Origin of the sequence: Aestuariimicrobium ganziense (assembly GCF_015352975.1) — a bacterium.
Taxonomy (GTDB): domain Bacteria; phylum Actinomycetota; class Actinomycetes; order Propionibacteriales; family Propionibacteriaceae; genus Aestuariimicrobium; species Aestuariimicrobium ganziense.
Map to the genome: position 1 here is coordinate 220026 of NZ_JACYIZ010000001.1, position 23707 is coordinate 243732.

The window sequence follows — 23707 nt, forward strand, 5'->3', positions numbered from 1 at the left end:
ATCGCCCTCCACCTGGTCAATCGTTCACCCGACGGCCCGGGCACCGGGCCCGATTGGCAGAATGGACCCCACACGGTAATCCTCAGACAGAACCACCTGGAAGGTGCCACCTGCTCGACCAGTCCAACCTGTCCGTACAGCTCTACACGCTTCGTGAGCGGCTCGCCGAGGAGCCCGAGGCGGTCCTCGCCGACCTCGCCGAGATCGGGTTCAAGAACGTCGAGCCCTTCGGCCTGACCAACTTCGCCGACGTGCTCGCCGAGGGCCTGCCCAAGCACGGTCTGGTCGCCCCCACCACCCACTCCATGCTCGGCACGCTGACCGGCTCGCGTGAGGTCGAGGTCGACACCAACGAGGTGCTCGACGCCGCGGAGAAGGTGGGTGTCAAGACCATCATCTGCCCGGCCAGCTCGCCCGAACTGTGGCAGACCCGCGACGGCATCGCCCAGGTGGCCGAGATGCTCAACAAGGCCAACGCCCTGGCTGCCGAGCGCGGCCTCGAGGTCGGTTACCACAACCACTGGTGGGAGATCGAGACCCCGTTCGACGAGGGCACCGGTCTCGACGTGCTCGCCAGCCTGGTCGATCCGGCCGTGCGCATCGAGGTCGACACCTACTGGGCAAGCGTGGGTGGAACCGATGTCAACGCGCTGCTCGGGCGGCTCGGTGACCGCGTGATCGCCCTGCACCTCAAGGACGGCGACGGCTCACGCGACAACAAGAAGCAGGTCGCTGCCGGCCAGGGCGTCATCCCGATCATGGACTTCGTGGCAGCAGCCCCGTCGATGCGTTACGGCGTCATCGAACTCGACGACTGCTCCACCGACAAGACCACCGCCGTGCGGGAGTCGTTCGCCTACCTCAACGGCAAGTGACAACCCACCCGGGGCGTTGATCTCCCGGGACGAGACGAGCACACCGAGGGGCACCCAGCACCGACGAACACGTCGGGCCGGGTGCCCCTCGTTCATGTCAACAACTGAGACGACGCACCTAGTGGGACTGGGAAGGTATGCCTCACCTTGCTGGAAGTCCTGCCGTCGCGGGAGCACAGTGTGGAGGGAGAACTCTCGAAGGAGTGCGCATGACCGCGACGCTTTCCCGCCCCGACACCGTGACTGGTCCCGAAGGCAACCGAGCACTGGTGGACCACGCCGAGCACCCGATCGGCAACGCCGGCTTCACCACCAAGCTCAACTGGCTTCGTGCTGCGGTGCTGGGTGCCAACGACGGCATCGTCAGCATCGCCGGCCTCGTGGTCGGTGTCGCCGGCGCATCCACCGACCGCATGCACCTGGTGATCGCCGGCGTGGCCGGCCTGGTCGCCGGCGCCCTGAGCATGGCGGCGGGGGAGTACGTGTCGGTCAGCACCCAGCGCGACAGCGAGAAGGCGATCATCGCCCGCAAGAAGTCGGCACTGTCGTCCCACCCCGAACGCGAACTCGAGACCCTGACCCGGCTCTACCAGGCCAAGGGACTCGACCGTGACCTCGCCGTCCAGGTCGCCAAGGAACTCAGCGCCAACGATGCACTCGCCGCCCACGCCGAGACCGCCCTCGGAGTCGACCCGGACGAACTGACCAACCCCTGGCACGCCGCCTGGGCGTCGATGCTGGCCTTCTCGCTGGGCGCGCTGCTGCCGCTGCTGGCGATCCTGCTGCCGGGCCCGTCGTGGCGCGTGCCGATCACCTTCGGCTCCGTGCTGGTCGCCCTCGCGCTGACCGGTGGGACGAGTGCCAAGCTCGGCGAAGCACCGATCCGACCGGCCGTCATCCGCAACGTCCTGGGCGGTGCGCTGGCCATGGCGATCACCTATGTCGTCGGCATCCTGTTCGGCACCTTCGGCTGACCAGGGCCCTGACCACGTGCTGGGCTGACGGCATGTGGGCCCCTGAGGGCTCCTAGGGTGGGGCGAACCAACCTGCCCTGAGGAGCCCCAGCGTGAACCTTCGTCCCGAAACCCTGGCCGTCCGCGCCGGTCAGGAGAACGCCGACCCTGCGACCAACGCGCGCGCCGTGCCGATCTACCAGACCACCAGCTACGTCTTCGACGACGCCGAGCACGCTGCCAGCCTGTTCGCGCTGAAGACCCCCGGCAACATCTACACCCGGCTGATGAACCCCACCTCGAGCGTGCTCGAGGAGCGGATGAACGCCCTCGAGGGTGGGGTCGGCGCTCTGGCCACCGCCTCGGGCGCTTCGGCCATCACCTACGCCGTGCTCAACCTGACCTTCGCCGGTGACAACATCGTCGCCCTGTCGACCCTGTACGGCGGCACCTACGCCCTGTTCGCCCACACCCTGGCCCAGTTCGGCATCGAGGCCCGGTTCGTCGACCCCGATCGCCCCGAAGACCTGGCCCAGCACGTCGACGAGCGCACCAAGTTGGTCTTCGCCGAGACCATCGGCAACCCGAGCATCAACGTGGTCGACCTGCCCGCCTGGGCCGAGGCGGCCCACGCCCAGGGACTGCCGCTGGTGGTCGACAACACCGTGCCCACCCCCTACCTGTGCCGCCCCTTCGAGCATGGCGCAGACATCGTGGTGCACGCCACCACCAAGTACGTCGGTGGCCACGGAACCTCGCTGGGTGGGGTCATCGTCGACTCCGGACGCTTCGACTGGAGCGCGCACGCCGAGCGCTTCCCGGGCCTGACCAAGCCGGACGCGGCCTACCACGGTGTGGTCTGGACCGAGGCCGTCGGCCAGGCCGCCTACATCATCCGGGCCCGTACCGTGATGCTGCGCAACACCGGTGCCGCTGCCGCTCCGCTCAACTCGTTCCTGATGCTGCAGGGCCTGGAGACGCTGCACCTGCGCATGGAGCGGCACTCGTCCAACGCCCTGGCCGTCGCCCAGCACCTCGAGCAGCACCCGCAGGTCGAGTGGGTGAACTACCCCGGGCTGGACTCCTCGAAGTACAAGGCGGTCGCCGAGCGCGTACTCACCGGGCACGGGGCGTCCGGCGTCCTGTCGTTCGGGCTCAAGGGCGGACGATCGGCCGGCGAGCAGTTCGTCGGTCACCTGGAGCTGTTCAGCCACCTGGCCAACATCGGTGACGCCAAGTCGCTGGTCATTCACAACGCCAGCACCACGCACTCCCAGCTCGACGAGGACGAACTCGCCGCCGCCGGGGTGCCGGCCGAAATGGTGCGCCTCAGCATCGGCATCGAGCACGTCGACGACATCATCGCCGACATCGACCAGGCACTGGCCAAGCTGGCCTGAGCCGCCAGCTGGGCTGACGGTTCAGCCGCGTGAGGTGCGATCAGGCGGTGCCCCGCCCAGCCCCGAGAAGTCGGCGGGGTGCAGCATCGAGTTCATGATCAGCTTGGCCGGGTCGGGGTTGCCCGGCCAGCAAAAAGTACGACGGGCCTCGGCGCCGGGCAACGAGCTCGGCTGCTGGTTCAGTGAGTCATCAGCTTGGGCGGTGAGCACGTTTGGCCAAAGACCCACCGGTGTCGGCAGACTTGACCCCATGACGACCCCAGCCCCCGCCCCGCCAGGCATCGGCGTCGTCGACACCCACCACCTACGCATCACCGAGCCTGGGCGCCCCTTCACCCTTGCCAGCGGCGCCTCGTTGACCGAAGTCGACATCGCCTACGAGACCTACGGCACCCTCAACGCCGACCGCAGCAACGCGGTCTTCATCTGCCACGCCCTCACCGGCGACGCCCACGCCGCCGGATGGCACCCCGGCGACCGTCGTCCGGGCTGGTGGGACAACTTCATCGGCCCGGGCCGGGCGGTCGACACCGATCGCTGGTTCGTGGTGTGCGCCAACCTGATCGGCGGCTGCCGGGGCACGACCGGACCCTCGTCGGTCAACCCCGACACCGGGACCCCCTACGGACTGGACTTCCCCCTGGTCGAGGTGCAGGACTTCGTCACCGCCCACCTCGAGCTGGGTCGCCGCCTGGGCATCGAGCACTGGCATGCCGTGATCGGGGGATCGCTGGGTGGCATGCAGGTGCTGGACTGGGCGCTGCGCCATCCCGACACCCTCGACCGCGCCGTGGTGATCGCCGCCTCGGCCCGACTCACCGCCCAGAACATCGCCTTCTCGGCTGTCGGTCGTCAGGCGATCCTGCGCGACGAGGCCTTCCACGGTGGCCAGTTCAGCACCCATGGCGCCAACCCCGACGTCGGACTGTCGATCGCCCGGATGATGGCCCACATCACCTACCTGTCGGAGCAGGCCTTCCAGGAGAAGTTCGGCCGCACCCTGCAGCAGGGCCGCGACGGGCGCGGATTCGGCATCGACTTCGCCGTCGAGAGCTACCTCGACCACCAGGGCGAGGTGTTCCTGACGCGATTCGATGCGCTCAGCTACCTCTACCTGACCAGGGTGATGGACTACTTCGACCCGTTCAGCGACCCCGACGCCCTCGCCCTGGTCACACAGCACCCGGTGCGCTTCCTGGTCGCCAGCTTCACCTCGGACTGGCGCTTCGCCACCCCGCACTCGCGAGCCATCGTCCGCCACCTCGAGCAGGCCGGCCTGCCGGTGACCTTCCGCGAACTGGAGTCACCGTGGGGTCATGACAGCTTCCTGCTGCAGTTGGACGACTACCACGACACGGTGCGGGCCTTCCTCGGCGCGGGGAGCACGACGTGACCGACCAGACCCCCCGCCCCGGGCTGCTGCGCCCTGACCTGACCCTGGTGGCCGGCCTGGTGCCGGCCGGCTCGAGGGTGCTCGACCTGGGCTGCGGCGACGGGGCGCTGCTGGCCCACCTGATCGAGACCAAGGGCTGCCGCGGCACCGGCGTCGAGCGCGAACCGGACGACGTGCTGGCCGCGATCGCCGCCGACGTGCCGGTGATCGAACTCGACCTCGACTCGCAACTGTCGGAGTTCGCCGACGGCTCCTACGACGTGGTCGTGCTGTCACGCACCCTGCAGGCCGTACGCCATCCCGGCCACCTGCTCACCGAGATGTCACGCATCGGTGAGCGACTGGTGGTGTCGATGCCCAACTTCGGGCTGTGGCGCCACCGCCTGCGCCTGCTCAGCGGGCACATGCCGCGCTCGAAGGACCTGCCCTACAGCTGGCACGACACCCCCAACCTGCACCACGCCACCCTGGTCGACCTCGAGGCCCTGTTCGCCGAGCTGGGCCTACGCATCGAGCGGCGCATCCCGCTGGACGAGGACGGGCGACCGTCGCGCCACAGTGGACGTGTGGCGAACCTGCTCGCGGGTGCTGCGATCTACGTGCTGCGCCGAAAGGCCTGAGGCGGCTGCTCAGAGTCCGCAGGCGGTCCGGAACCGGGCCAGGCTCGAGCCCAGGCCCCAGCGCTCGTCAAGCGCGGCGAGGGCATCCTCGTCCACCTTCCAGTCGGTGATCCGGCTGGTGAACGGCTCGATCTCGAGGTCGGTGACCACCCGCACCACCTCGGTCGCAGGCCCCAGGTAGTCGACGGCGGCCGCGATCTTGCTGCGCAGCGAGCCCGACATGGCCGCGTCGGGATCGGCCACGGCTGCCACGATCTGCTCGAGGCTGCCGTGCGTCTGCAGCAGGCTGGCCGCCGACCTGTCGCCGATCCCCTTGACGCCGGGCAACCCGTCGGAGGGGTCACCGCGCAACACCGCGAAGTCGACGTACTGCTCGGCGTCGATGCCGTAGCGCTCACGCACCCACGCCGAGTCGACCAGGTCGTGCTTGGCCACGCCTCGTCCCACGTAGACGACCCGGGTGGTGCCGTGCGCCAACTGGAACAGGTCACGGTCACCGGTGACCACCAGGGTGGGGCAGGGGCTGGTGGTGGCCAGCGTGCCGAGCACGTCGTCGGCCTCGTGGTCGTCCACCCCGATGACCGGGACGCCGAGTGCGGCCAGCACCTCGAGGATGACCGGCACCTGGGCCTCGAGGCCTGCGGGTGCCTCCTCGGCCTGCCCGCTGACCGCACCCACACCGCCGGCGCCGACCACGGTCGTGCCCGCGTCGGCCTGCTCGACCCGGTGGGCCTTGTAGCTGGGCACCAGGTCGACCCGCCAGGTCGGACGCCAGTCGTTGTCCCAGGCACAGGCCAGGTCGGTGGGGGAGTACTGCTCAACCAGCCGGGCCATCGCGTCGAGCAGGCCGCGCACGGCGTTCACCGGGCTGCCGTCAGGGGCGACGACGCTGCTGGGAACACCGAAGAACGCGCGAAAGTACAATGATGCGGTGTCAAAGATCATGAGCTGGTCGGTCGTCACGTCGGCCATGGTGCCACGATGAGCCCCATGGAGAGCACCGACCGGCAGATCCTGGCGCTGCTGTCCGCTGACGGACGGATGTCGTACACCGACATCGGCAAGGCAACAGGCCTGTCGACCTCGGCGGCACAGCAACGGGTGCGCCGCCTCGAGCAGCGCGGCCTGATCACCGGCTACCACGCCTCGCTGAGCGCCGAGGCGCTGGGCCACCCGCTCACCGCCTTCGTCGAGACCAAGGCGTTCGACCCGGCCGATGACGACAAGGCCGCACGCCTGCTCGAGGCGATGCCCGAGGTCGTCTCGTGCTGGTCGGTCGCCGGCGACGCGTCGTACGTGGTGCTGGTGCAGGTGGCCAACACCGCCGAACTCGATGCCCTGCTCAGCCGCATCCGGGGGCAGGCCAAGATGGACACCACCACGACCGTGGTGCTGACCACCCACTTCCGCGACCGGACGCTGGTCGCCCCCAGCGACGCATGACGGCGCCCGCTCCCACTCGATCGTCCACCCGGCAGGTCAGGATCGTCCGCTCGGTGGCCTTGGTCGGCGCCGGTGGCCTCACCTCGCTGGCGTTCGCCCCTGCCCAGTGGTGGCCGTTGGCCCTGGTGGGTGTGGCGCTGTTCTTCCGGCTGGTACGCCACGACCTGCCCCAGTCGAGTCTGGGCATCCGCTCCGGCTTGGCCCGCGGCTACCTGTTCGGGCTCGGCTTCCAGACCGCCCTGGTGGGGTGGGTGAGCGTGCTGGGCTGGTGGATCGGCGTGGTGCTGGTGCTGGTGATGGCCGGTTTCCAGGCGGTCACCGGCGCCGGTGTCGCCTTGACCCGGCGCAGCCGCTGGTGGCCGATCTGGGCTGCCGCCGCGTGGTCGTTCGCCGAGTTCTGCGCCGCCCGCTTCCCGGTCGGTGGGTTCCCCTGGTTCAGGCTGGCCTGGACCACCGCCGACCAGCCGCTGGGGGGTTACCTGCCCTGGCTGTCGGTGGCAGGGGTGAGCTTCCTGGTCGCACTGGTGGCCGCCCTGCTGGTGATGGTCGCCGAGCGTGACTCGCGCCGCCAGGTCGTGCTCGCCACCGCCGGTGTGGTGACCGTCGCCGGTCTGGGCGCCGGCCTGTGGGCCGTGCCGTTGCCCAACGACGAGGGCGACACCGTCGCCGTCGGCATGGTGCAGGGCAACGTCGACGGCACAGCTGGGTCGCAGGCGATGGGCTATGCCCGCTCGGTGACCAACAACCACCTGTCCGAGACCATCACCCTGATGGCCCGCGCGCGCACCGGGCTCGACCCGATGCCGACCTTCGTACTGTGGCCCGAGAACTCCACCGACATCGACCCGACCCATGACGCCGAGACCGCCGCCCTGGTCGGCGACGCCCTCAGGATCGCCGATCGCCCGATCCTGATGGGGATCGCCGCCCGGGGTCCGGGGCCCGGGCAGCGCCAGACCACCGGGTTGTGGTGGGACCCCGAGCAGGGCGTCGGGGCGCGCTACGACAAGCGCAACCTGGTGCCGTTCGGGGAGTACATCCCGTTGCGTGACCTGCTGCTGCCGCTGCTGCCGATCCTCGAACAGGTGGGTTCACAGGGCGTTCCGGGCACCAGGCCCGGGGTGCTGCCGGTGAACGTCGACGGACGAGCCCTCGTCCTGGGTGACGTGATCTGCTTCGAATTGGCCTATGACGGCACCGTCTACGACACGGTGCGCGGTGGCGCCCAACTCGTCCTCGTCCAGTCGAACAACGCGACCTACACCGGGACCGGCCAACCCCGTCAGCAGTTCCAGATCACCCGGGTGCGGGCCATCGAACTGCGCCGCGAGGTGGTGGTGGCGACCACGAGTTCGTTCTCCGGATCGATCGACCCGAAGGGCAGGGTGCTCGACGTCACCGACGAGGCGACGGCAGCGGCGCGCACCTACACCGTGCCGACCCGCACAGGTGTCTCGCTCGCGGCTCGGATCGGCACCTGGGTTGACTGGGGACTGGCCGCCCTCGCGACGGTCGGCATGGGGTGGGCCCTGGTCGGGCGTCGACGCTCGGGCGCCACGCCCGCCGGGTAGTCTGGAGGGTGCCCCGTTCGACGGTGGCCAGAGATTGGAGCGGCATGAGCGACCGGAGTCCCCTCGACAAGGTCTTGGTGGTGATCCCCACCTACAACGAGGCGGAGAACATCGAGAGCATCGTCAACCGTCTGCACACGGCGAACCCGACGGTGCACGTGCTGATCGCCGACGACAACTCACCCGACGGCACCGGCGCGATCGCCGACCGGCTGGCTGAGTCCGACGACCGGGTGCACGTCATGCACCGCGCGGGCAAGCAGGGGCTGGGGGCCGCCTACCTGGCCGGCTTCGACTGGGGCCTGGAGCATGGCTACGACGCCATCGTCGAGATGGACGCCGACGGCTCGCACCAACCCGAACAGCTGCCGAGCCTGCTGGCTGCCCTGGCCGACGCCGACATGGTCAAGGGGTCGCGCTACGTCAAGGGCGGCAGCACCGTGAACTGGCCGGTCAGCCGCAAGCTGATCAGCCGGGGCGGCAGCCTGTGGAGCGCCGCAGTGCTCGGCCTTCCGCTGCGCGACGTCACCGGCGGGTTCAACGCCTTCCGCGCCTCGACGCTTCGAGCGATCGACCTGGACGAGATCGCCTCAGCCGGCTACTGCTTCCAGATCGACCTGGCCTGGCGGACGCACAAGAAGGGGCTGAAGATCACGGAGGTGCCGATCGAGTTCGTCGAGCGTGAGTTCGGTGAGTCGAAGATGAACCGGGCGATCGTCATCGAGGCGATGATCCGCACCACGTTGTGGGGCCTGGACCACCGGGCCAAGCAGCTCGCGGGCGCTGCGGGCAAGGCCGCCGACAAGGCCAAGGAACTGCGCAAGTGATCCGTCGGGCCGGTGGTGGCGGGCTCGCCGTCATCGCCCTGGTGCTGATCGTCGTCCCGATCCTGGAGGTCTTCGGACTGATCCAGGTCGGTCGCGCGATCGGACCGTTGCCGACCATCGCCATCTTGGTGGCCGAGGCCATCTTCGGTGCCTGGCTGGTCAAGCGTGAGGGCAACAGGGCCTGGCAGGCACTCAGCGGCGCGATGAACCGTGGCGCCATGCCCAGCCGACAACTGGCCGACGCCGCGCTGGTGCTACTGGGTGGTGCGCTGTTCATGATGCCGGGTTTCTTCACCGACCTGGTCGGACTGGTCTGCCTGATTCCGTTCACCCGGGCCATCCCACGTCGGCTGATCGCCTGGATCGCTCGACGCCAGGCAGGTCGCAACGGCATCGACCTGCGGGTCCCGCGCGGTGGCGGCAACGTGATCCCCGGCGTGGTGGTCGACGGTGTGGTCGACGACGCACCCGGACGCGACCCACGGCGCAGTGACCCGGACGCGACCGACCCGCCCGCGATCGAGGGCAGGGTTCTGGACTGAGTCCTGGCAGCAGTTGCTGGGATCAGATCCGGGTGATCAGGGCAACTGGTCCTTGCGGAGCAGCTCGAGCCGCTCCTGCAGCAGTTCCTCCAGGTCACTGATCGAGCGGCGCTCGATCAGCATGTCCCAGTGGGTGCGCGCCGGCTTCTCGTCCTTCTCCTCGGGCTGGGTGCCGTCGGTGCGACGACCCTCACGACCGCAGCGGGGGCACTCCCACACCGCCGGAAGGTCGGCCTCGACGGCGAAGGTCAGTTCGAAGTGGTGGCCCAACTCGCAGTCGAATCCCAGCCGCTGCCGTGCGGCGAACTCGATGCCCTCTTCGTCCTCGAAGCTCTTCGAGCCCAAGCCCATGCCTCGCAGCGCTCGATCAGCCATGGCCTCTCCTTCGTGCAACTGGTTGGCGACACTCGTCTGTGTCGAGGGTAGCGAGAACCTCAAGCCCGGCGAGGCGTTTGTGGAAGGGCCGAGATCTCAGGTGTCCCAGAGCCCACGGCCGACCAGCACGTCCTTGAGCACGTCGATGCTGTCGACGATCAGTCCGTCGACCCCCCAGTCGATCAGCCGCTCCATGTCGGCCCTCTGGTTGACCGTCCAGACGTGGACGAACTTGCCCAGCCGGTGCACCCGGTCGATGAAGGCGGGGGAGACGATCCGCACCGGCCGGCCGGCCACGGTGTGGTGCTCGGGCACCTGGTAGACCAACCCGGGGGGCGCCAGCGGGCCGGCGGCCACGCGGCCGACGGTCATCGAGGTGCCGACTGGACCGACCGTGGTCGCCACCCGTGCCCCCATGTAGCGGCGGAACCGACGGATGCGGCGGCTGCTGAACGAGGCGACGCACACCCGGTGACGAGCCTGGTGCCAGTTGACCAGGTGGGCGAGCGGCTCCTCGGCGCCGTCCATCTTGATGTCGATGTTGAAGCGCGCGCCCGGCAGCGCTTCGAACAACTCCGACATCAGCGGGATCGGCTCACCGCCGACCGAGATGTCACGCAACTGCGCGTAGCTGTGCTCGCCGATGCCACCGGGTCGGCCGGTGACCCGTTCCAGTTCGGCGTCGTGGAAGGCGACCAGCTGACCGTCCTTGGTGAGGTGGACGTCGGTCTCCATGTGCCGGTAGCCGAGTCGCCAGGCGTTCTCGAAGGCCCGCAGGGTGTTCTCCTTGCCCACGTTCTCGGCGAGCAAGGGTCCGCCCCGGTGGGCCATGGCGATGAACTGCCTGTCGAAGTAGCCCTCGGCCAACTGCCTCAACCCCCTGCTCTGGTGCGCCGACTGGTGGCCCACAAGCTTGCCATAAGCTCCGAGTTTGTCGTGCCAGTTCGGCCGGGGCGAGAATCGAGGGCGTGACCCAGATCCTCTCCATCCAGTCAGCCGTCGCCTACGGGCACGCGGGCAACTCCGCGGCCGTCTTCCCCCTGCAGAGGCTGGGCATCGACGTCTGGCCGGTCTACACGGTGAACTTCTCCAACCACACCGGCTACGGGTCGTGGCGCGGTCCGCTGATCGCCGCCGACGACGTGCTCGAGGTGGTGCGCGGCATCGACGACCGTGGGGTGCTGGCCGGTGTGGACGCCCTGCTGTCGGGCTACCAGGGTGGGGCCGAGGTCGGCCGGGTGATCCTCGAGGCGGCCGCGCTGGTCAAGCAGCGCAACCCCGAGGCGATCTACTGCTGCGACCCGGTGATGGGCGACTTCGGACGAGGCTTCTACGCTCGTCCGGGCATCCCTGAGTTCATGCGCGACCACGTCGTGCCGGCCGCTGACGTGATGAGCCCCAACCTGTTCGAGTTGGAGTTCCTGACCGGGCGCAGCGAGCTGACCACGGTGGCCCAGACCGTCGTGGCGGCGCACGAACTGCGCGCGCGCGGCCCCCGCACAGTGCTGGTCACCTCGGTCGTCCACCCCGGCGACGAGCAGGTGATGCGCATGGTGGCGGTCACCGCCGACGGCAGTTGGCAGGTCGAGACACCCCTGATCGACCGCAACTTCACCGGGTCGGGCGACCTGACCACGGCGGTGTTCCTGGCACACCTGCTGCGTACCGGCGACCCGGCGGCCGCGCTGTCGGCCACCGCGAGCATCGTCTACGGCATCCTGCGCCGGACTGCCGACGCAGGCTCGTCCGAATTGGTGCTGGTGCCCAACCAGGACCAGATCGTCGCCCCGACGCACACCTTCGAGGCGGTTCCGGTCGCCGGGTGAGTCAGTCCCGGAACACCTCGATGCTGGCGCCCAGCGCGTTCAACCGGGCCGGCAGGTCCTCATAGCCCCGGTTGATCACGTAGACGTCACGCAGCACGCTCTCACCGCGGGCCGCCAACGCCGCCAGCAGCAGGCACACCGCAGGGCGCAGTGCCGGCGGGCAGACGATGTCTCGTCCCCGCCACGAGGTCGGTCCCACGATGTTGAGCCGGTGCGGGTCGAGCAACTGCACGCTGGCCCCGAGCTTGCCGAGGTCGAGCAGGTGGATCGCCCGGTTCTCGTAGACCCAGTCGTGCAGCAGGGTGGGGCCCTGGGCGACCGCGGCGATCACGGCGAAGAACGGCAGGTTGTCGATGTTGAGCCCCGGGAACGGCATCGGGTGGATCTTGTCGAGCGGTGCGGTCAGCCTCGAGGGACGCACGGTCAGGTCGACCAGTCGAGTGCGGCCGTTGTGCGAGGTGTACTCCGGGCCCCGGGTGTAGTCCAGGCCCATCGTCTCGAGGGTCGCCAGTTCGATCTCGAGGAACTCGATCGGGCACCGGGTGATGGTGAGCTCGGAATCGGTGACGATGGCCGCGGTGATCAGGCTCATCGCCTCGATCGGGTCTTCGCTGGGGGCGTAGGTGATGTCGGCGTCGAAGCTCTCGCGCCCCGTGATCGTCAGCGTGGTGGTGCCGATGCCCTCGATGTCGACACCGAGGTCGGCCAGGAAGAAGCACAGGTCCTGCACCATGTAGTTCGGGCTGGCGTTGCGGATGATCGTGGTGCCCTGGTGCAGGGCAGCGGCCAGGATGGCGTTCTCGGTGGCCATGTCGCCGCGCTCGGTCATGGTGTAGGCGATCACCCCGGGATCGGCCTTTGCCATGGTGCAGGCGTAGAACCCGTCGTGGGCGACCAGCCGCAGGCCGTAGTGACGAAGAGCCTGCAGGTGGGGCTCGATGGTGCGCGCGCCGAGGTCACACCCGCCGGCGTAGGGAAGCTTGAACTCCTCGAACTCGTTCATCAGCGTCGGCAGCGACATGAAGTACGAGCGGGTGCGTCGTGCGGCGTCGTTGTCCATCCGGTCGATCGCCAGCTCGGCCGGCCGGGTCAGCACCAGTTCGGAGCGGTCGTCGCTCCAGGTCGCGTTGACCCCGATACTGGCCAGCACCTCGAGGATCCGGTTGACCTCCTCGATCCGGGCGATCCCGCGCAGGCGCGTCGTCCCCCGGTTGAGCAGGGCGGCGTTCAACAGCGCCACGGCGGCGTTCTTGGACGAGCGCACCTCGATCGAACCCGACAGCGTGGTCGGGCCCTGGATCCTGAAGTTGAGCGTGCCGGTGCCCGCGGGCTCGATCAGCGGCGCCTCGAGCGCCTCGGCGATCTTGTTGATCGTCTCGAGGCTGAGGTTCTGCCCGCCGGTCTCGATCCGGGCGATCGCGCTCTGTGAGGTCGACAGGGCCTCGGCCAGCTGGGCCTGGGTGAGTCCGCGCTGCTTGCGGGCGTCGCGGATCATGCGCCCGACGAGGGTGGGAGAGGTCTCGGTCATGCCGACCACCATAACTCACAGATGTGATAACGACAGCTTTCGCGTCGTGCTCGCAGCTGCTGGGAAGCCACTAAGGTGGGAGCCATGAGCGCACATTTCGACGTCGTTGTCCTGGGTGCTGGCCCGGGTGGGTACGTGGCCGCGATCCGCGCGGCCCAGCTGGGCAAGAAGACCGCCATCATCGAGAAGAAGTACTGGGGCGGGGTCTGCCTCAACGTCGGATGCATCCCGACCAAGTCGCTGCTGCGCAACGCCGAGATCGCCCACATCGTCACCAAAGAGGCCGACACCTTCGGCCTCGAGGGCACGATGACCCCGCACTACGAGCCCGCCTTCAAGCGCAGCCGCGCGGTGTCTGAGCGCATGGTCAAGGGCATCCACTTCCTGATGAAGAAGAACAAGATCACCGAGTTCAACGGCTGGGGTGAGTTCGTCGACGCCAAGACCATCACGGTGACCGGCGACGACGGCTCGTCCGAACAGGTCACCTTCGACAACTGCATCATCGCCGTGGGCGCCACCACCCGTCTGCTGCCGGGCACCAGTCTGTCGGAGCGCGTGGTCACCTACGAGGAGCAGATCCTCGCGCAGGAGGTGCCGGGCTCGATCATCATCGCCGGCTCGGGCGCGATCGGCACCGAGTTTGCCTTCGTGCTGGCCAACTACGGCGTCGACGTGACCATCGTGGAGTTCCTCGACCGGATGGTGCCGCTGGAGGATCCCGAGGTCTCGGCCGAGCTGGCCAAGGCCTACAAGAAGCTTGGCGTCAAGGTGCTCACGGGCACCAAGGTGGAGTCGATCGACGACTCCGGCGACAAGGTCAAGGTGACCGTCTCACCGGCCAAGGGCGGCGACCAGCAGGTGCTCGAGGCCGACAAGGTGCTGCAGGCGATCGGCTTCGCGCCGCGCTTGGACGGCTACGGACTGGACAAGACCGGGGTGAAGGCCACCGATCGTGGCGCGATCGAGATCGACGACTTCATGCGCACCAACGTCGACGGCATCTACGCCATCGGTGACGTCACCGCCAAGTTGATGCTCGCCCACGTGGCCGAGGCCCAGGGCGTCGTGGCCGCCGAGACCATCGCCGGCGCCGAGACCATGCCGATCAACTACGACATGATTCCGCGGGCGACCTACTGCCAGCCCCAGGTCGGCTCGTTCGGTTACACCGAGGCCCAGGCCAAGGACAAGGGCTTCGACGTCAAGACGGCCAAGTTCCCGTTCATGGCCAACGGCAAGGCCTGGGGCCTGGGTGAGGCAGTCGGCTTCGTCAAGATCGTCGCCGACGCCACCCACAACGAGATCCTGGGCGCCCACATGGTCGGCCCGGACGTGACCGAACTGCTGCCCGAGCTGATCCTGGCTCAGCAGTGGGACCTGACCACCGATGAGATCGGACGCGCGGTGCACGCCCACCCGACTCTGTCGGAGGCGCTCAAGGAGGCTGCCGAGGGCATCGGCGGCCACATGATCAACTTCTGATCGGCGTCTGATCAGCCCCGCGGGCGAGTCGGTGCGGTCAACTGTTCGGCGCTGGGCATCACCCGGCGCAGGATGTCGGCCACGCTGACCAACCCGACCGGCTGATCGTCGTCGACAACCAGCACCAACTGCTGCGACTGCGCGCGCATCCTGGCCAGCGCCTCGTAGACCGGGGTGGTCGAGGCGAGCGTGAATGCGGGACGTGCCACGGCCGCGACCGGCGCGTCGGCGGCGTGGGTGAGGGTGTCGCGCACGTGCACCACCGAGGGCAGGCCACCGTCGGCGTCGTCCACCAGGATGCGCAGGTGGCTGCTGTCGGCCGCGGCCTGTCGCGCCTGCCCCATGGTGGCGTCGGAGGGGAGCCCGGTGCGGGTCTGCCCCTCGGGCACCAAGTCACCGACGGTGAGTTCCTGCAGTTCGATGACCTCGCTGATCTGCGCCTGCACCTGGGTGCTCAACGCACCCTGGGCAGCCGACTGCTCGACCAGTTGCCTGATCGTCGCGGCGTCCTGCCCGCCCGCGGCGGCCCGGGCGACCGGGGTGATGCCGCTGGCCTTGACCATCCGGTTGGCCAGGCTGTTGATGCCCACCAGCAGCGGGCGCACCACCCACATGAACGCCCGCCCCCCGGGCGAGACCAGCTTGGCTGCAGTCTCGGGATGGGCCAGGGCCCACGACTTGGGCGCCATCTCGCCGACCACCAGGTGCAGGAAGGTGACGAAGAACAGCGAGAGCGCGAACGAGGTGCCCCCGGCGAGCCAGGCCGGCACGCCCCAGCCCTGCAGCACCGGGCCCAGCCAGTGGTCGATGGCCGGTTTGGTGATCGCACCGAGGGCAAAGGTGGCGGCGGTGATGCCCAACTGGGCGCCGGCCAGCATCAGGGTGAGTTCGTTCATGCCGCGCAGCGCCGATCGGGCTGCGCGCGACGTCGGGGCCTCGGCCTCCAGCCGGTGGCGTCGGGCGCCGAGCAGCGCGAACTCGATGATCACGAAGAAGCCGCTGAGGACGATGAGTGCCACCGTCACTGCGAGCACGACCCAGCCGTTCATGCCTGCTCCTCCTGATCGGCAACTGCCTCGGTCTCGGCCACCTCAGTGAGGGGTCGACTGACCAGCGTCGCCCGCACCCGGGCGGGCACGTGGCGGGCGACCTCGAGCACCTCCACCTCGAGCCGGTGCGCCTGCGGGTCGTCGTTGACCACCTCAGCCGGGTCGTCCGGGAGGTCGACCACGATCACTTCACCCACCTCGGGCAGTCGTCCGGCCTGGGCGATCAGCAGGCCGGCGATGGTCTCGTGGTCGCCCTCGGGCAGTTCACGGTCGATTGCGCGTTCGACCTCGTCCAGGTGCACGTCACCGTCCATCGTCCAGCGGTCGTCGTCATCGCGCTCGATCAACTCGGGCGTGGTCTCGTCGTGCTCGTCGGTGATCTCGCCGACCAACTCCTCGGCCAGGTCCTCCAGGGTGAGGATGCCGGCGAATCCGCCGTACTCGTCGACCACGCAGGCAATCGGGTGGTCGGCGCCGGCCAACACCTCGGCGGCCGCAGGAAGCGGCATCAACGTGGGCACCACCGTCGGCGGCTGCAAGACGTCGGTCGCCGTGGCACGGGAGCGCTGCTCGTCAGACAACCGCAGCAGGTCGCCGAGCGCCACCACACCGAGCGCCTCGCCCTCGGGCCCCACCACTGGGTAGCGGGTGTGCCCGCTGGCCATCAGCGCCATCACCTCGTCGGCGGAGCAGTCGGGCGCGACCACGTCGACCCGGGCCCTGGGCACCATGGCGTGCTCGACGTCCTGGTCGGGGAAGTCAAGGATCCGGTCGAGCAGCATCGACAGTTCGTGCGGCAGGTCACCGGAGTCACGGGAGTCGGCGACGATCCGCTCCAGGTCGTCGGCGGTGGCGGTGGTGTCAAGGTCGTGGATCGGCTCGATGCCGACCAGGCGCAGCAGCAGGTTGGCCGACTTGTCGAAGAAGGCGATCAGCCAGCCGAACACGGTCAGGTAGATCAGCGTGGAGCGGGCCAGCCTGCGCGCCATCGGATCAGCGTTGGCGATGGCCAGGTTCTTGGGGTAGAGCTCACCGATCAGCATCTGGACGACCGTGGCGATCGCCAGCGCCGCCACGGTGCCGACCGAGATGCTCACCGCGGGCGAGATGCCCGCGCCGCCGAGCATGACGCCCAGTGCCTCGCCGACCATCGGTTCGGCGACGAAGCCGACCAGCAGACCGGTGACGGTGATGCCCAATTGGGCACCCGAGAGCATGAACGAGGTGCGACGGGTGACCTTGAGCGCACGTTCGGCCGAGGCGTCGCCCGACCGGGCTCGAGCGGCCAACCGGTTGCGGTCGACCGACATGTAGGCGAACTCCTGGGCCACGAAGTAGCCGTTGACGGCAATGATCACCAGGATCAGCGCGATGCCACCCAGGAGCAGCAACGCGGCCTGCATCATCGCTGTGCTCCCTGCTGCGGGCAGGGGGACAGGTCACACGCGCGTTGGTGGGGTGGCATTGCTGGAGGCTACCAGCCGCTGGTGAGAGAAACCCCTGACCAGCGGCATGGGCGAACGACGATCAGGCGTCCCCGGGAGGGCCGTCCTGTTCGTAGGTGCCGTCGCCCATCGCGACGCGACGTTTGCCTTCAGCGGGCGCCTGGCTGCTCTCGCGGGGATCGAGGTCGCCCGAGGGCGTCTCGTCCGCTGGTCCTTCGGCGGGGACGACGCTGTGCTTGCGCTCGTCGGTGGTGGGCTTCTCAGTCATGGCACGAGGCTAGGAAGCCCCAAGGCTGCCGCACGTGGATGGGGCAGTCCGACCCACCCGAAAGGCGGGTCAGCCCAACGCCAGGTACAGCGTGGGCAGCACGACGATCGCCACCAGGATCGACACGGTGGTCATGAAGCTCGACAGTTGCACGTCGAGGCCACCCTCGTCGGTGAAGCCCGGGGTCATCGCGGCGATCGGCGCGAACAGCACCATGGTGATGGCGACCTTGGCCTCGAGCGGGAAGCTGGTCAGTTGCCAGAACCCGATCGCCACCAGCGTCGACCAGAAGTAGCGCACAGCCAGGAACGACGCGGCGGCCCGCAGTTGGCGACGCGACAGCTCCAGGTCGAGCCCGATGCCGATCATCAACATCGCCATGAACGGGTTGGCCGCCCCCACCGTCGACGTGAAGGTGATCACCTGCGAGGGCAGCGTGATGCCGGCCAGCCGCATGATCAGCAGGCTGAGGTAGGTGACGAACACCACCGAGCTGAACATCCGCCGAAGGAACATGCCGATGGTGGCGCGGATCTCGGGCCGGGCCAGAGACAGGCCCCAGGCTCGTCCGACACCCGCGGCGGCCAGCGAGTTCCCGACGTCGAAGATCGAGGTGTAGAGGATCGCGCCCGGCCCGACGAAGCCGCTCATGTAGGGGGTGGCGAAAGCGCCGATGTTGAACGTGCCGGTGTTGAGCACCCCGAACGCCTGCGCGCGTCGTCCCCTCGACCGGGTCAGTGCCCACGAGGTGACCTGGTCGAGGAAGTTGACCAGCATGCCGACCAGGGCCAGTCCCAACAGCGAGACAGTGATGTGGAAGGTGTTGAAGTAGGTCACCAGCGCGGCCGGCAGCGTGATCCACAACACGATGCGCGAGAAGATCGTGAAGTCAGTGACCTTGACCCAGCCGATGCGGCGGATCAGGTGACCGATCCCGATGATCGCCACCAGCGACAGCGCCTGGGCGATCACCTGAACCACGGGCTCAGGCTACGCCCGCCCATGTCGAGCCACTAGCGTGGGGGCGTGGCTGACACCGTTGAACCCGAACCCACCACCGATGCCGACCTGGTCGACGACCTGGAGCTCAGCTTCGACGCCCAGCGCTACCCGGCTCGTCCGGCCAAGTTGCGGCCCAGGGCCCACCGTCGTGGAGCGGTGGCTGCACCGGTCGTGCCACCTCCGTTCGAGCCCGACGGGCGCAACCGCGCCTACGTCGACTGGCTGGTCGAGCAGTCGATGCTCGCTGACGCCACCGTGATCTCACGACAGTTGGCGGGCAACGACGCGATGCTGTCGAACTCCTACGCCGCTCCCGACCCGCGGGCTGCCGCCGACCGTGCCGCGGTCTGGTACACCGCCTACCCGCTGTCGCAGGTCACCGCCGCGGGGGAGTCGTTCATCGCCGGGCTCGGGTCTGAGGAGTTGTGGAAGGCCTTCGCCGAGATCGGCATCGAGGCGATCCACACCGGACCGGTCAAGCTCGCCGGCGGCATCAGCGGCTGGGACCGCACCCCCAGCGTCGACGGCCACTTCGACCGGATCTCGATGACCATCGACCCGGTCTTCGGCACCGAGGACGAGTTCCGGGCCATGTGCGCGGCAGCCACCAGCTTCGGCGGCACGATCATCGACGACCTGGTGCCCGCCCACACCGGCAAGGGGGCCGACTTCAGGCTGGCCGAACTGAACCACCAGGACTACCCGGGCATCTACCACATGGTCGACATCCCCGCCGAGGCCTGGCACCTGCTGCCCGACGTGGCCGAGGGTGCCGACTCGGTGAACCTCGATGCCGCCACCGAACAGGTGCTCACCGACGAGGGCTACATCATCGGCGCGCTGCAGCGGGTGATCTTCTACGAGCCCGGCATCAAGGAGACCAACTGGTCGGTGACCCGCCCGGTGCACGGTGTCGACGGAGTGGAGCGGCGTTGGGTCTACCTGCACTACTTCAAGGACGGCCAGCCCTCGATCAACTGGATCGACCCGACCTTCGCCGGTATGCGGATGGTGATGGGCGACGCCATGCACTCCCTGACCGACCTGGGCACCGGCGGACTGCGGCTGGACGCCAACGGCTTCCTCGGGGTCGAGAAGCGCGCCGACCAAGCAGCCTGGTCCGAAGGCCACCCGATGTCGCAACTGGCCAACCAGCTGATGGGCTCGATGGTGCGCAAGGTGGGCGGGTTCACCTTCCAGGAGCTCAACCTGGCCGTGGACGACATCCGCGACACCGGCTCGACCGGGCCCGACCTGAGCTATGACTTCATCACCCGGCCGGCCTACCAGTTGGCGTTGGCCACCGGCGAGACCGAGTTCCTGCGGCTGACGCTGCGCGAGGCGATGAAGTTCGGCATCGACCAGGCCTCGCTCGTCCACGCCCTGCAGAACCACGACGAACTCACCTACGAACTGGTGCACTTCGAGCGCCATGGCAACGAGACCTTCGAGTTCGGTGGTGAGCAGGTCACCGGGCGCGACCTGGCCGAGCAGGTGCGCCAGACCCTGCGTGACCGGATCACCGGCAAGGCCGCGCCGTACAACCTGAAGTTCGTCGAGAACGGCATCGCTTCGACCACCACCTCGGTCGTGACCGCCAGCCTGGGCATCAGCGACCACGACGCCATCACCGACGACGACGTCGAGCGGATCAAGAGCGCCCACCTGCTGCTGGCCAGCTACAACGCCTGGCAGCCGGGCATCTTCGCGCTGTCGGGGTGGGACCTGGTCGGTGCCCTGACGCTGCCCCGCGACAAGGTCTCGGCACTGATCCGCGACGGCGACACCCGCTGGATCAACCGCGGCGCCTACGACCTGCTGGGGGCGCGCCCCGACGCGACCCAGTCGGCCAGCGGACTGCCGATGGCCCGAGCGCTGTACGGGTCGCTGCCAGAGCAGTTGGATGACCAGAACTCGTTCGCCCGCCGACTGTCGGCGATGCTCGACGTCCGCAAGCGCCACGGACTGGCCACCGGTGCCCTGCTCGACGTGCCCGACGTGTCACACCCGGCGATGCTGGTGATGGTCAACCGGTTGGCGATCGGCGCAGTGCAGGTGAGCGTGTTCAACTTCTCCGAGGAGTCGATCAGCGGCCGGGTGCAGTCCTCCCACATCCCGGCCGGTCGGGTGGTCAACCTCGCCACCCGCCGTCGACTGGGTGAGGTGGACGACCTGGGCGGCTTCAACGTCAACCTGCCCGCTTTCGGGGCCTTGGCCCTGCTGGTCAAGGAGCCCGTGGGGGAGTCAGCCTGAGGCCTCGTCCCAGACCGCCAGGCTGCGCGCGGAGCGGAAGAGACGCGGTGTGGCCTCGACCGGGTCGGTGAACGACAGCTCTGCGGCGAGCAGTTGCAGGGGTGCGCTGAAGTCGTGGATCGAGACGTCGAGCACCTCGGGGTAGAGCGGGTCGTTGATGATCGGGATGCCGAGCAGGTGCAGGTGCAACCTGATCTGGTGGGTGCGCCCGGTGTGCGGGATCGCCTCGTACAGCCCCAGGTCACCTCGCCGCTCGAGCAGCCGCACCGTGGTGTGCGCGTTCGGCTCGACGTCCTGGCGCTGGATGGCCTGCAGGTTGCCGCGCTCCTTGACGATGTGGCTGCGCACCTCGGCTGGTTCGAGCAGGTCGTCGCGGGCGGCGGCGACGGCCAGGTAGCGCTTGGCGACGCCGCGGTGGGTGAACACCTCCTGGTAGGCGCCACGCCAGCGTCGCTCGGTGGTGCACAGCAGCACACCGGCGGTGTTGCGGTCGAGACGATGGGCCGGCCCGAGTTCGGGCAGGTCCAGCGACTGGCGAAGCTTCACCACCACCGTCTGCTGGATGTGGTTGCCGCGGGGGATCGAGGCCATGAAGTGCGGCTTGTCGACCACCACCAGGCGCTCGTCACGGTGCAGCACCACCGGCTCCCACGGCAGCGGGGTCTCATCGGGCAGGTCACGGTGGAACCAGATGAACCGGTGCGGCTGGTACGGGGCGTCGAGCGGGATCGGGGTGCCGGTCTCGTCGTGCCAGACCTGCTCGTCGAACATCTGGTCGATGCGTTCACCCGTGAGGCGTCGTCCGAGTCGCTCAACCAGGAAGTCGCGCATGGTCGTCCAGTCAGGCTCGCGTGGGGTACGCAACCAAGCAGCCTCGAGACCGAAGCGCTGGGGCAGGGGAGAGCGAGGCACCTCAGTCGCGGACGAACACCGGCACGTCGGCGGTGGAGGCGTCGGCGTCGAAGCGGTAGCCGGATTCGGAGAACTCCTGCAATGCCTTGACCGAGCGCACCCGGTTGCGCACCATCCACCCGGCCATCTCGCCACGGGCACGCTTGGCCTTGAACGAGATCACCTTGCGCTGACCGGTGTTGGAGACGTCTTCGAAGCGCGGTGAGACGACCCGGGCGTCGAGCACGTCGGGCCGGACCACCTTGCTGTACTCCTCCGAGGCCAAGTTGACCACCGCGGCAGCGCCGGGTGAGGCCTCGAGGTCGTCCTTGAGGAGTTCGGTGACGGTGTCGCCCCAGTAGTCGTAGAGGTTCTTGCCGCGGTCGGTGGCCAGACCGATGCCCATCTCGAGTCGGTAGGGCTGGATCAGGTCGAGCGGGCGGAGCACGCCGTACAGGCCGGACAGGATCCTGATCGTCTTCTGCGCCTCGGTGAAGTCACGCTCGTCGAAGCGCTCGGCCACGTCGAGCCCCTGGTAGACGTCACCCGAGAAGGCGAGCACCGCCGCGCGGGCGTTGCGGATGGTGAACGGGGTCTGGAACTCGCGGAACCGGTCGACGTTGAGGTGGGCCAACTCGTCCGAGACGCCCATCAGCGCGCGCAGGTCGTCAGGGGTCTTGGTGCGCATCACCTCGACGAGTTCGCTGCTGCGCTCGAGCAACCGAGGCTCGCTGTGCTTGCGGGTGGCCGGCTTGGACTCGAAGTCCAGCGACTTGGCGGGGGAGAGCAGGACGAGCATGCGCCCACCCTACCGACGGTGTGGCGAGGGGGTCAGTTCGTCAGCACGCTGATGCCGATGACCACCGCAACGATGGCCAGCACGACGCTGAACCACTGCATCGGGATGAAGAACAGCGAGTGCTGGTTCTTCAGGGCGGCCAGTTGCGCCTTCTCCTGGTCGAGCAGCCAGGCGGCCTGGGCCTGGGCCTCCTCCATCGACTGCGGACGAGGCTGCCCGGGACCAAGCGTGAAGTCGCCGCGCGCGACCGAGGCCTGCAGGAACTGTGCGCGCTCGGCGGCATGGGCGTCGATGCGCTGCTGCGGCGTGGTCTGGTTGAGGTGGACGCCGAGGAACCAGTTCGCGGCTGCCGCCGCCAGTCCGCCGACCAGCATCAGGATGCCGGTCGTCGACGTGCCACCGATGGCACCGCCGATGACTGCTCCGCCACCGATGCCGGCCAGAGCGATCAGCGCCGTCAGAATGCCCCACCCACGCCAGATGATCATGGCGCGAACGCTAACCCGACTGCGGTTCGTCCGGCGCTAACGTCGCAGCCGTGGACCAGACCCGCCGCCTTCGGCGCACCGTGCTGGCGGTGGCCGGGCTCAACTTCGCCTACTTCTGGGTGGAGATCACCATCGCGTTGGCGATCGCCTCGGTGTCGCTGTTCGCCGACTCGGTCGACTTCCTCGAGGACACCGCGGTCAACCTGCTGATCTTCCTCGCGCTGGGCTGGTCGCTGGCCAGACGGGCTCGGGTCGGCAAGCTGATGGCGATCATCATCTGCGTTCCGGCGGCGGCCGCCCTGGTGCAGGCCGTGCTGAAGTTCTTCGACCCGACCGCCCCCGACCCGACCTCAATGGTGGTCACCGCCGGTGGCGCGATCGTGGTCAACTCAGTCTGCGCCTGGATCCTCGCCCAGTACCGCCACCACGGTGGTTCACTGACCAAGGCCGCCTACTTGACCGCCCGCAACGACGTCTTCGCCAACATCGCGATCATCGCCATGGGTCTGGTGACCTTCGTGTGGCGCAGCGGCTGGCCCGACATCATCCTCGGGCTGGGCATCCTGGCGCTCAACCTGACCGCCGCCAAGGAGGTCTGGGAGGCTGCCACCGAGGAGGAGTTGGCAGCCAAAGCCTTGGCCGGCGACTTCGACGACGACTGACCCCCACCCCCA

Annotated in this window: 25 protein-coding genes; 13 read left to right on the top strand and 12 right to left on the bottom strand. The window is 68.6% G+C overall.

Features of this window, described 5'->3' with window-relative positions; translation table 11 throughout:
* Positions 1 to 53: 53 nt before the first annotated feature.
* From IE660_RS01030 to IE660_RS01040, 3 genes are all read left to right on the top strand, one after another.
* Positions 54 to 875 carry a sugar phosphate isomerase/epimerase family protein gene (locus IE660_RS01030; RefSeq protein WP_235996684.1) on the top strand — a complete coding sequence of 274 codons (822 nt, stop codon included), beginning with the start codon at positions 54 to 56 and terminating at the stop codon, positions 873 to 875.
* A 209-nt stretch (positions 876 to 1084) separates the two neighbouring features.
* A complete protein-coding gene (locus IE660_RS01035) occupies positions 1085 to 1849 on the top strand; it encodes a VIT1/CCC1 transporter family protein (RefSeq protein WP_203566467.1) in 765 nt (254 codons plus the stop codon).
* Positions 1850 to 1941: 92 nt separating this feature from the next.
* Positions 1942 to 3228 carry an O-acetylhomoserine aminocarboxypropyltransferase/cysteine synthase family protein gene (locus tag IE660_RS01040; RefSeq protein WP_203566468.1) on the top strand — a complete coding sequence of 429 codons (1287 nt, stop codon included), beginning with the start codon at positions 1942 to 1944 and terminating at the stop codon, positions 3226 to 3228.
* 21 nt (positions 3229 to 3249) lie between these two features.
* On the opposite strand, the gene IE660_RS01045 is transcribed toward IE660_RS01040, so the two are convergent.
* A complete protein-coding gene (locus IE660_RS01045; protein WP_203566469.1) occupies positions 3250 to 3456 on the bottom strand; it encodes a hypothetical protein in 207 nt (68 codons plus the stop codon).
* A gap of 22 nt (positions 3457 to 3478) precedes the next feature.
* Between IE660_RS01045 and metX the strand changes: the two genes are divergently transcribed.
* Together metX and metW are read left to right on the top strand one after the other, a co-directional pair.
* Complete coding sequence (gene metX / locus IE660_RS01050) at positions 3479 to 4621, top strand: homoserine O-acetyltransferase MetX (protein WP_203566470.1); 1143 nt, start codon at positions 3479 to 3481, stop codon at positions 4619 to 4621.
* Positions 4618 to 5241, top strand: coding sequence for a methionine biosynthesis protein MetW (metW, locus tag IE660_RS01055; RefSeq protein WP_328701782.1), 624 nt, complete (start codon positions 4618 to 4620; stop codon positions 5239 to 5241). The genes metX and metW overlap by 4 nt, the downstream gene beginning before the upstream one ends.
* 9 nt (positions 5242 to 5250) lie before the next feature.
* On the opposite strand, the gene IE660_RS01060 is transcribed toward metW, so the two are convergent.
* Positions 5251 to 6213 carry a 5'-3' exonuclease gene (locus IE660_RS01060; RefSeq protein WP_235996690.1) on the bottom strand — a complete coding sequence of 321 codons (963 nt, stop codon included), beginning with the start codon at positions 6211 to 6213 and terminating at the stop codon, positions 5251 to 5253.
* A gap of 18 nt (positions 6214 to 6231) precedes the next feature.
* Between IE660_RS01060 and IE660_RS01065 the strand changes: the two genes are divergently transcribed.
* From IE660_RS01065 to IE660_RS01080, 4 genes are read left to right on the top strand one after another with little or no spacing between them, the layout of a single operon-like run.
* The gene (locus IE660_RS01065) at positions 6232 to 6684 is read left to right on the top strand and encodes an Lrp/AsnC family transcriptional regulator (RefSeq protein WP_203566471.1); all 453 of its coding nucleotides are present in this window, start codon (positions 6232 to 6234) and stop codon (positions 6682 to 6684) included.
* Positions 6681 to 8255 carry an apolipoprotein N-acyltransferase gene (lnt, locus tag IE660_RS01070; protein ID WP_203566472.1) on the top strand — a complete coding sequence of 525 codons (1575 nt, stop codon included), beginning with the start codon at positions 6681 to 6683 and terminating at the stop codon, positions 8253 to 8255. The genes IE660_RS01065 and lnt overlap by 4 nt, the downstream gene beginning before the upstream one ends.
* A gap of 44 nt (positions 8256 to 8299) precedes the next feature.
* On the top strand, positions 8300 to 9082 hold the full coding sequence (locus tag IE660_RS01075) for a polyprenol monophosphomannose synthase (RefSeq protein WP_203566473.1): 783 nt from the start codon (positions 8300 to 8302) through the stop codon (positions 9080 to 9082).
* Positions 9079 to 9624 carry an FxsA family protein gene (locus IE660_RS01080; RefSeq protein ID WP_203566474.1) on the top strand — a complete coding sequence of 182 codons (546 nt, stop codon included), beginning with the start codon at positions 9079 to 9081 and terminating at the stop codon, positions 9622 to 9624. The genes IE660_RS01075 and IE660_RS01080 overlap by 4 nt, the downstream gene beginning before the upstream one ends.
* 36 nt (positions 9625 to 9660) lie before the next feature.
* On the opposite strand, the gene IE660_RS01085 is transcribed toward IE660_RS01080, so the two are convergent.
* Together IE660_RS01085 and IE660_RS01090 are read right to left on the bottom strand one after the other, a co-directional pair.
* Positions 9661 to 9999 carry an RNA polymerase-binding protein RbpA gene (locus IE660_RS01085; protein ID WP_203566475.1) on the bottom strand — a complete coding sequence of 113 codons (339 nt, stop codon included), beginning with the start codon at positions 9997 to 9999 and terminating at the stop codon, positions 9661 to 9663.
* 96 nt (positions 10000 to 10095) lie between these two features.
* Positions 10096 to 10875: a glycerophosphodiester phosphodiesterase family protein gene (locus IE660_RS01090; RefSeq protein ID WP_235996692.1), complete on the bottom strand. Its 780-nt coding sequence runs from the start codon at positions 10873 to 10875 to the stop codon at positions 10096 to 10098.
* 92 nt (positions 10876 to 10967) lie between these two features.
* Here IE660_RS01090 and pdxY point away from each other — a divergent pair, with 92 nt between their 5' ends.
* Positions 10968 to 11825, top strand: coding sequence for a pyridoxal kinase PdxY (gene pdxY, locus IE660_RS01095; RefSeq protein WP_203566476.1), 858 nt, complete (start codon positions 10968 to 10970; stop codon positions 11823 to 11825).
* Position 11826: 1 nt separating this feature from the next.
* On the opposite strand, the gene IE660_RS01100 is transcribed toward pdxY, so the two are convergent.
* A complete protein-coding gene (locus tag IE660_RS01100; RefSeq protein ID WP_203566477.1) occupies positions 11827 to 13353 on the bottom strand; it encodes a helix-turn-helix domain-containing protein in 1527 nt (508 codons plus the stop codon).
* 84 nt (positions 13354 to 13437) lie between these two features.
* On the opposite strand from IE660_RS01100, the gene lpdA reads away from it, so the two are divergent.
* Positions 13438 to 14838, top strand: a complete 1401-nt coding sequence (lpdA, locus tag IE660_RS01105; RefSeq protein WP_203566478.1) for a dihydrolipoyl dehydrogenase — start codon at positions 13438 to 13440, stop codon at positions 14836 to 14838.
* An 11-nt stretch (positions 14839 to 14849) separates the two neighbouring features.
* Here lpdA and IE660_RS01110 read toward each other — a convergent pair whose 3' ends face one another.
* From IE660_RS01110 to IE660_RS01125, 4 genes are all read right to left on the bottom strand, one after another.
* Positions 14850 to 15887, bottom strand: a complete 1038-nt coding sequence (locus tag IE660_RS01110) for a CNNM domain-containing protein (RefSeq protein ID WP_203566479.1) — start codon at positions 15885 to 15887, stop codon at positions 14850 to 14852.
* The gene (locus IE660_RS01115; RefSeq protein ID WP_235996693.1) at positions 15884 to 17293 is read right to left on the bottom strand and encodes a hemolysin family protein; all 1410 of its coding nucleotides are present in this window, start codon (positions 17291 to 17293) and stop codon (positions 15884 to 15886) included. Before IE660_RS01115 ends, IE660_RS01110 begins: the two co-directional genes overlap by 4 nt.
* Before the next feature lie 121 nt (positions 17294 to 17414).
* The gene (locus IE660_RS01120; RefSeq protein ID WP_203566480.1) at positions 17415 to 17600 is read right to left on the bottom strand and encodes a hypothetical protein; all 186 of its coding nucleotides are present in this window, start codon (positions 17598 to 17600) and stop codon (positions 17415 to 17417) included.
* Between the two features lie 69 nt (positions 17601 to 17669).
* Positions 17670 to 18581, bottom strand: a complete 912-nt coding sequence (locus IE660_RS01125; RefSeq protein WP_203566481.1) for an AEC family transporter — start codon at positions 18579 to 18581, stop codon at positions 17670 to 17672.
* Positions 18582 to 18626: 45 nt separating this feature from the next.
* Here IE660_RS01125 and treS point away from each other — a divergent pair, with 45 nt between their 5' ends.
* A complete protein-coding gene (gene treS / locus IE660_RS01130; protein WP_203566482.1) occupies positions 18627 to 20855 on the top strand; it encodes a maltose alpha-D-glucosyltransferase in 2229 nt (742 codons plus the stop codon).
* Here treS and IE660_RS01135 read toward each other — a convergent pair.
* From IE660_RS01135 to IE660_RS01145, 3 genes are all read right to left on the bottom strand, one after another.
* Entirely contained in the window at positions 20847 to 21686 is an 840-nt protein-coding gene (locus IE660_RS01135; RefSeq protein ID WP_203566946.1) for a pseudouridine synthase, read from the bottom strand. The genes treS and IE660_RS01135 overlap by 9 nt on opposite strands.
* A gap of 82 nt (positions 21687 to 21768) precedes the next feature.
* Positions 21769 to 22545, bottom strand: coding sequence for a peroxide stress protein YaaA (gene yaaA, locus IE660_RS01140; protein WP_203566483.1), 777 nt, complete (start codon positions 22543 to 22545; stop codon positions 21769 to 21771).
* Between the two features lie 32 nt (positions 22546 to 22577).
* On the bottom strand, positions 22578 to 23033 hold the full coding sequence (locus IE660_RS01145; protein ID WP_203566484.1) for a hypothetical protein: 456 nt from the start codon (positions 23031 to 23033) through the stop codon (positions 22578 to 22580).
* 50 nt (positions 23034 to 23083) lie between these two features.
* Between IE660_RS01145 and IE660_RS01150 the strand changes: the two genes are divergently transcribed.
* Positions 23084 to 23695, top strand: a complete 612-nt coding sequence (locus IE660_RS01150; RefSeq protein WP_203566485.1) for a cation transporter — start codon at positions 23084 to 23086, stop codon at positions 23693 to 23695.
* Positions 23696 to 23707: the final 12 nt, after the last annotated feature.

Coding starts and splice junctions, on each gene's coding strand:
- IE660_RS01035 (WP_203566467.1), top strand. CDS start 1,085: ATGACCGCGACGCTTTCCCGCCCCGACACCGTGACTGGTCCCGAAGGC.
- IE660_RS01100 (WP_203566477.1), bottom strand. CDS start 13,353: ATGACCGAGACCTCTCCCACCCTCGTCGGGCGCATGATCCGCGACGCC.
- yaaA (WP_203566483.1), bottom strand. CDS start 22,545: ATGCTCGTCCTGCTCTCCCCCGCCAAGTCGCTGGACTTCGAGTCCAAG.
- IE660_RS01120 (WP_203566480.1), bottom strand. CDS start 17,600: ATGACTGAGAAGCCCACCACCGACGAGCGCAAGCACAGCGTCGTCCCC.
- IE660_RS01110 (WP_203566479.1), bottom strand. CDS start 15,887: ATGAACGGCTGGGTCGTGCTCGCAGTGACGGTGGCACTCATCGTCCTC.
- IE660_RS01115 (WP_235996693.1), bottom strand. CDS start 17,293: ATGATGCAGGCCGCGTTGCTGCTCCTGGGTGGCATCGCGCTGATCCTG.
- IE660_RS01075 (WP_203566473.1), top strand. CDS start 8,300: ATGAGCGACCGGAGTCCCCTCGACAAGGTCTTGGTGGTGATCCCCACC.
- metX (WP_203566470.1), top strand. CDS start 3,479: ATGACGACCCCAGCCCCCGCCCCGCCAGGCATCGGCGTCGTCGACACC.
- IE660_RS01145 (WP_203566484.1), bottom strand. CDS start 23,033: ATGATCATCTGGCGTGGGTGGGGCATTCTGACGGCGCTGATCGCTCTG.
- IE660_RS01085 (WP_203566475.1), bottom strand. CDS start 9,999: ATGGCTGATCGAGCGCTGCGAGGCATGGGCTTGGGCTCGAAGAGCTTC.
- IE660_RS01065 (WP_203566471.1), top strand. CDS start 6,232: ATGGAGAGCACCGACCGGCAGATCCTGGCGCTGCTGTCCGCTGACGGA.
- lnt (WP_203566472.1), top strand. CDS start 6,681: ATGACGGCGCCCGCTCCCACTCGATCGTCCACCCGGCAGGTCAGGATC.
- IE660_RS01135 (WP_203566946.1), bottom strand. CDS start 21,686: ATGCGCGACTTCCTGGTTGAGCGACTCGGACGACGCCTCACGGGTGAA.
- IE660_RS01060 (WP_235996690.1), bottom strand. CDS start 6,213: ATGGCCGACGTGACGACCGACCAGCTCATGATCTTTGACACCGCATCA.
- lpdA (WP_203566478.1), top strand. CDS start 13,438: ATGAGCGCACATTTCGACGTCGTTGTCCTGGGTGCTGGCCCGGGTGGG.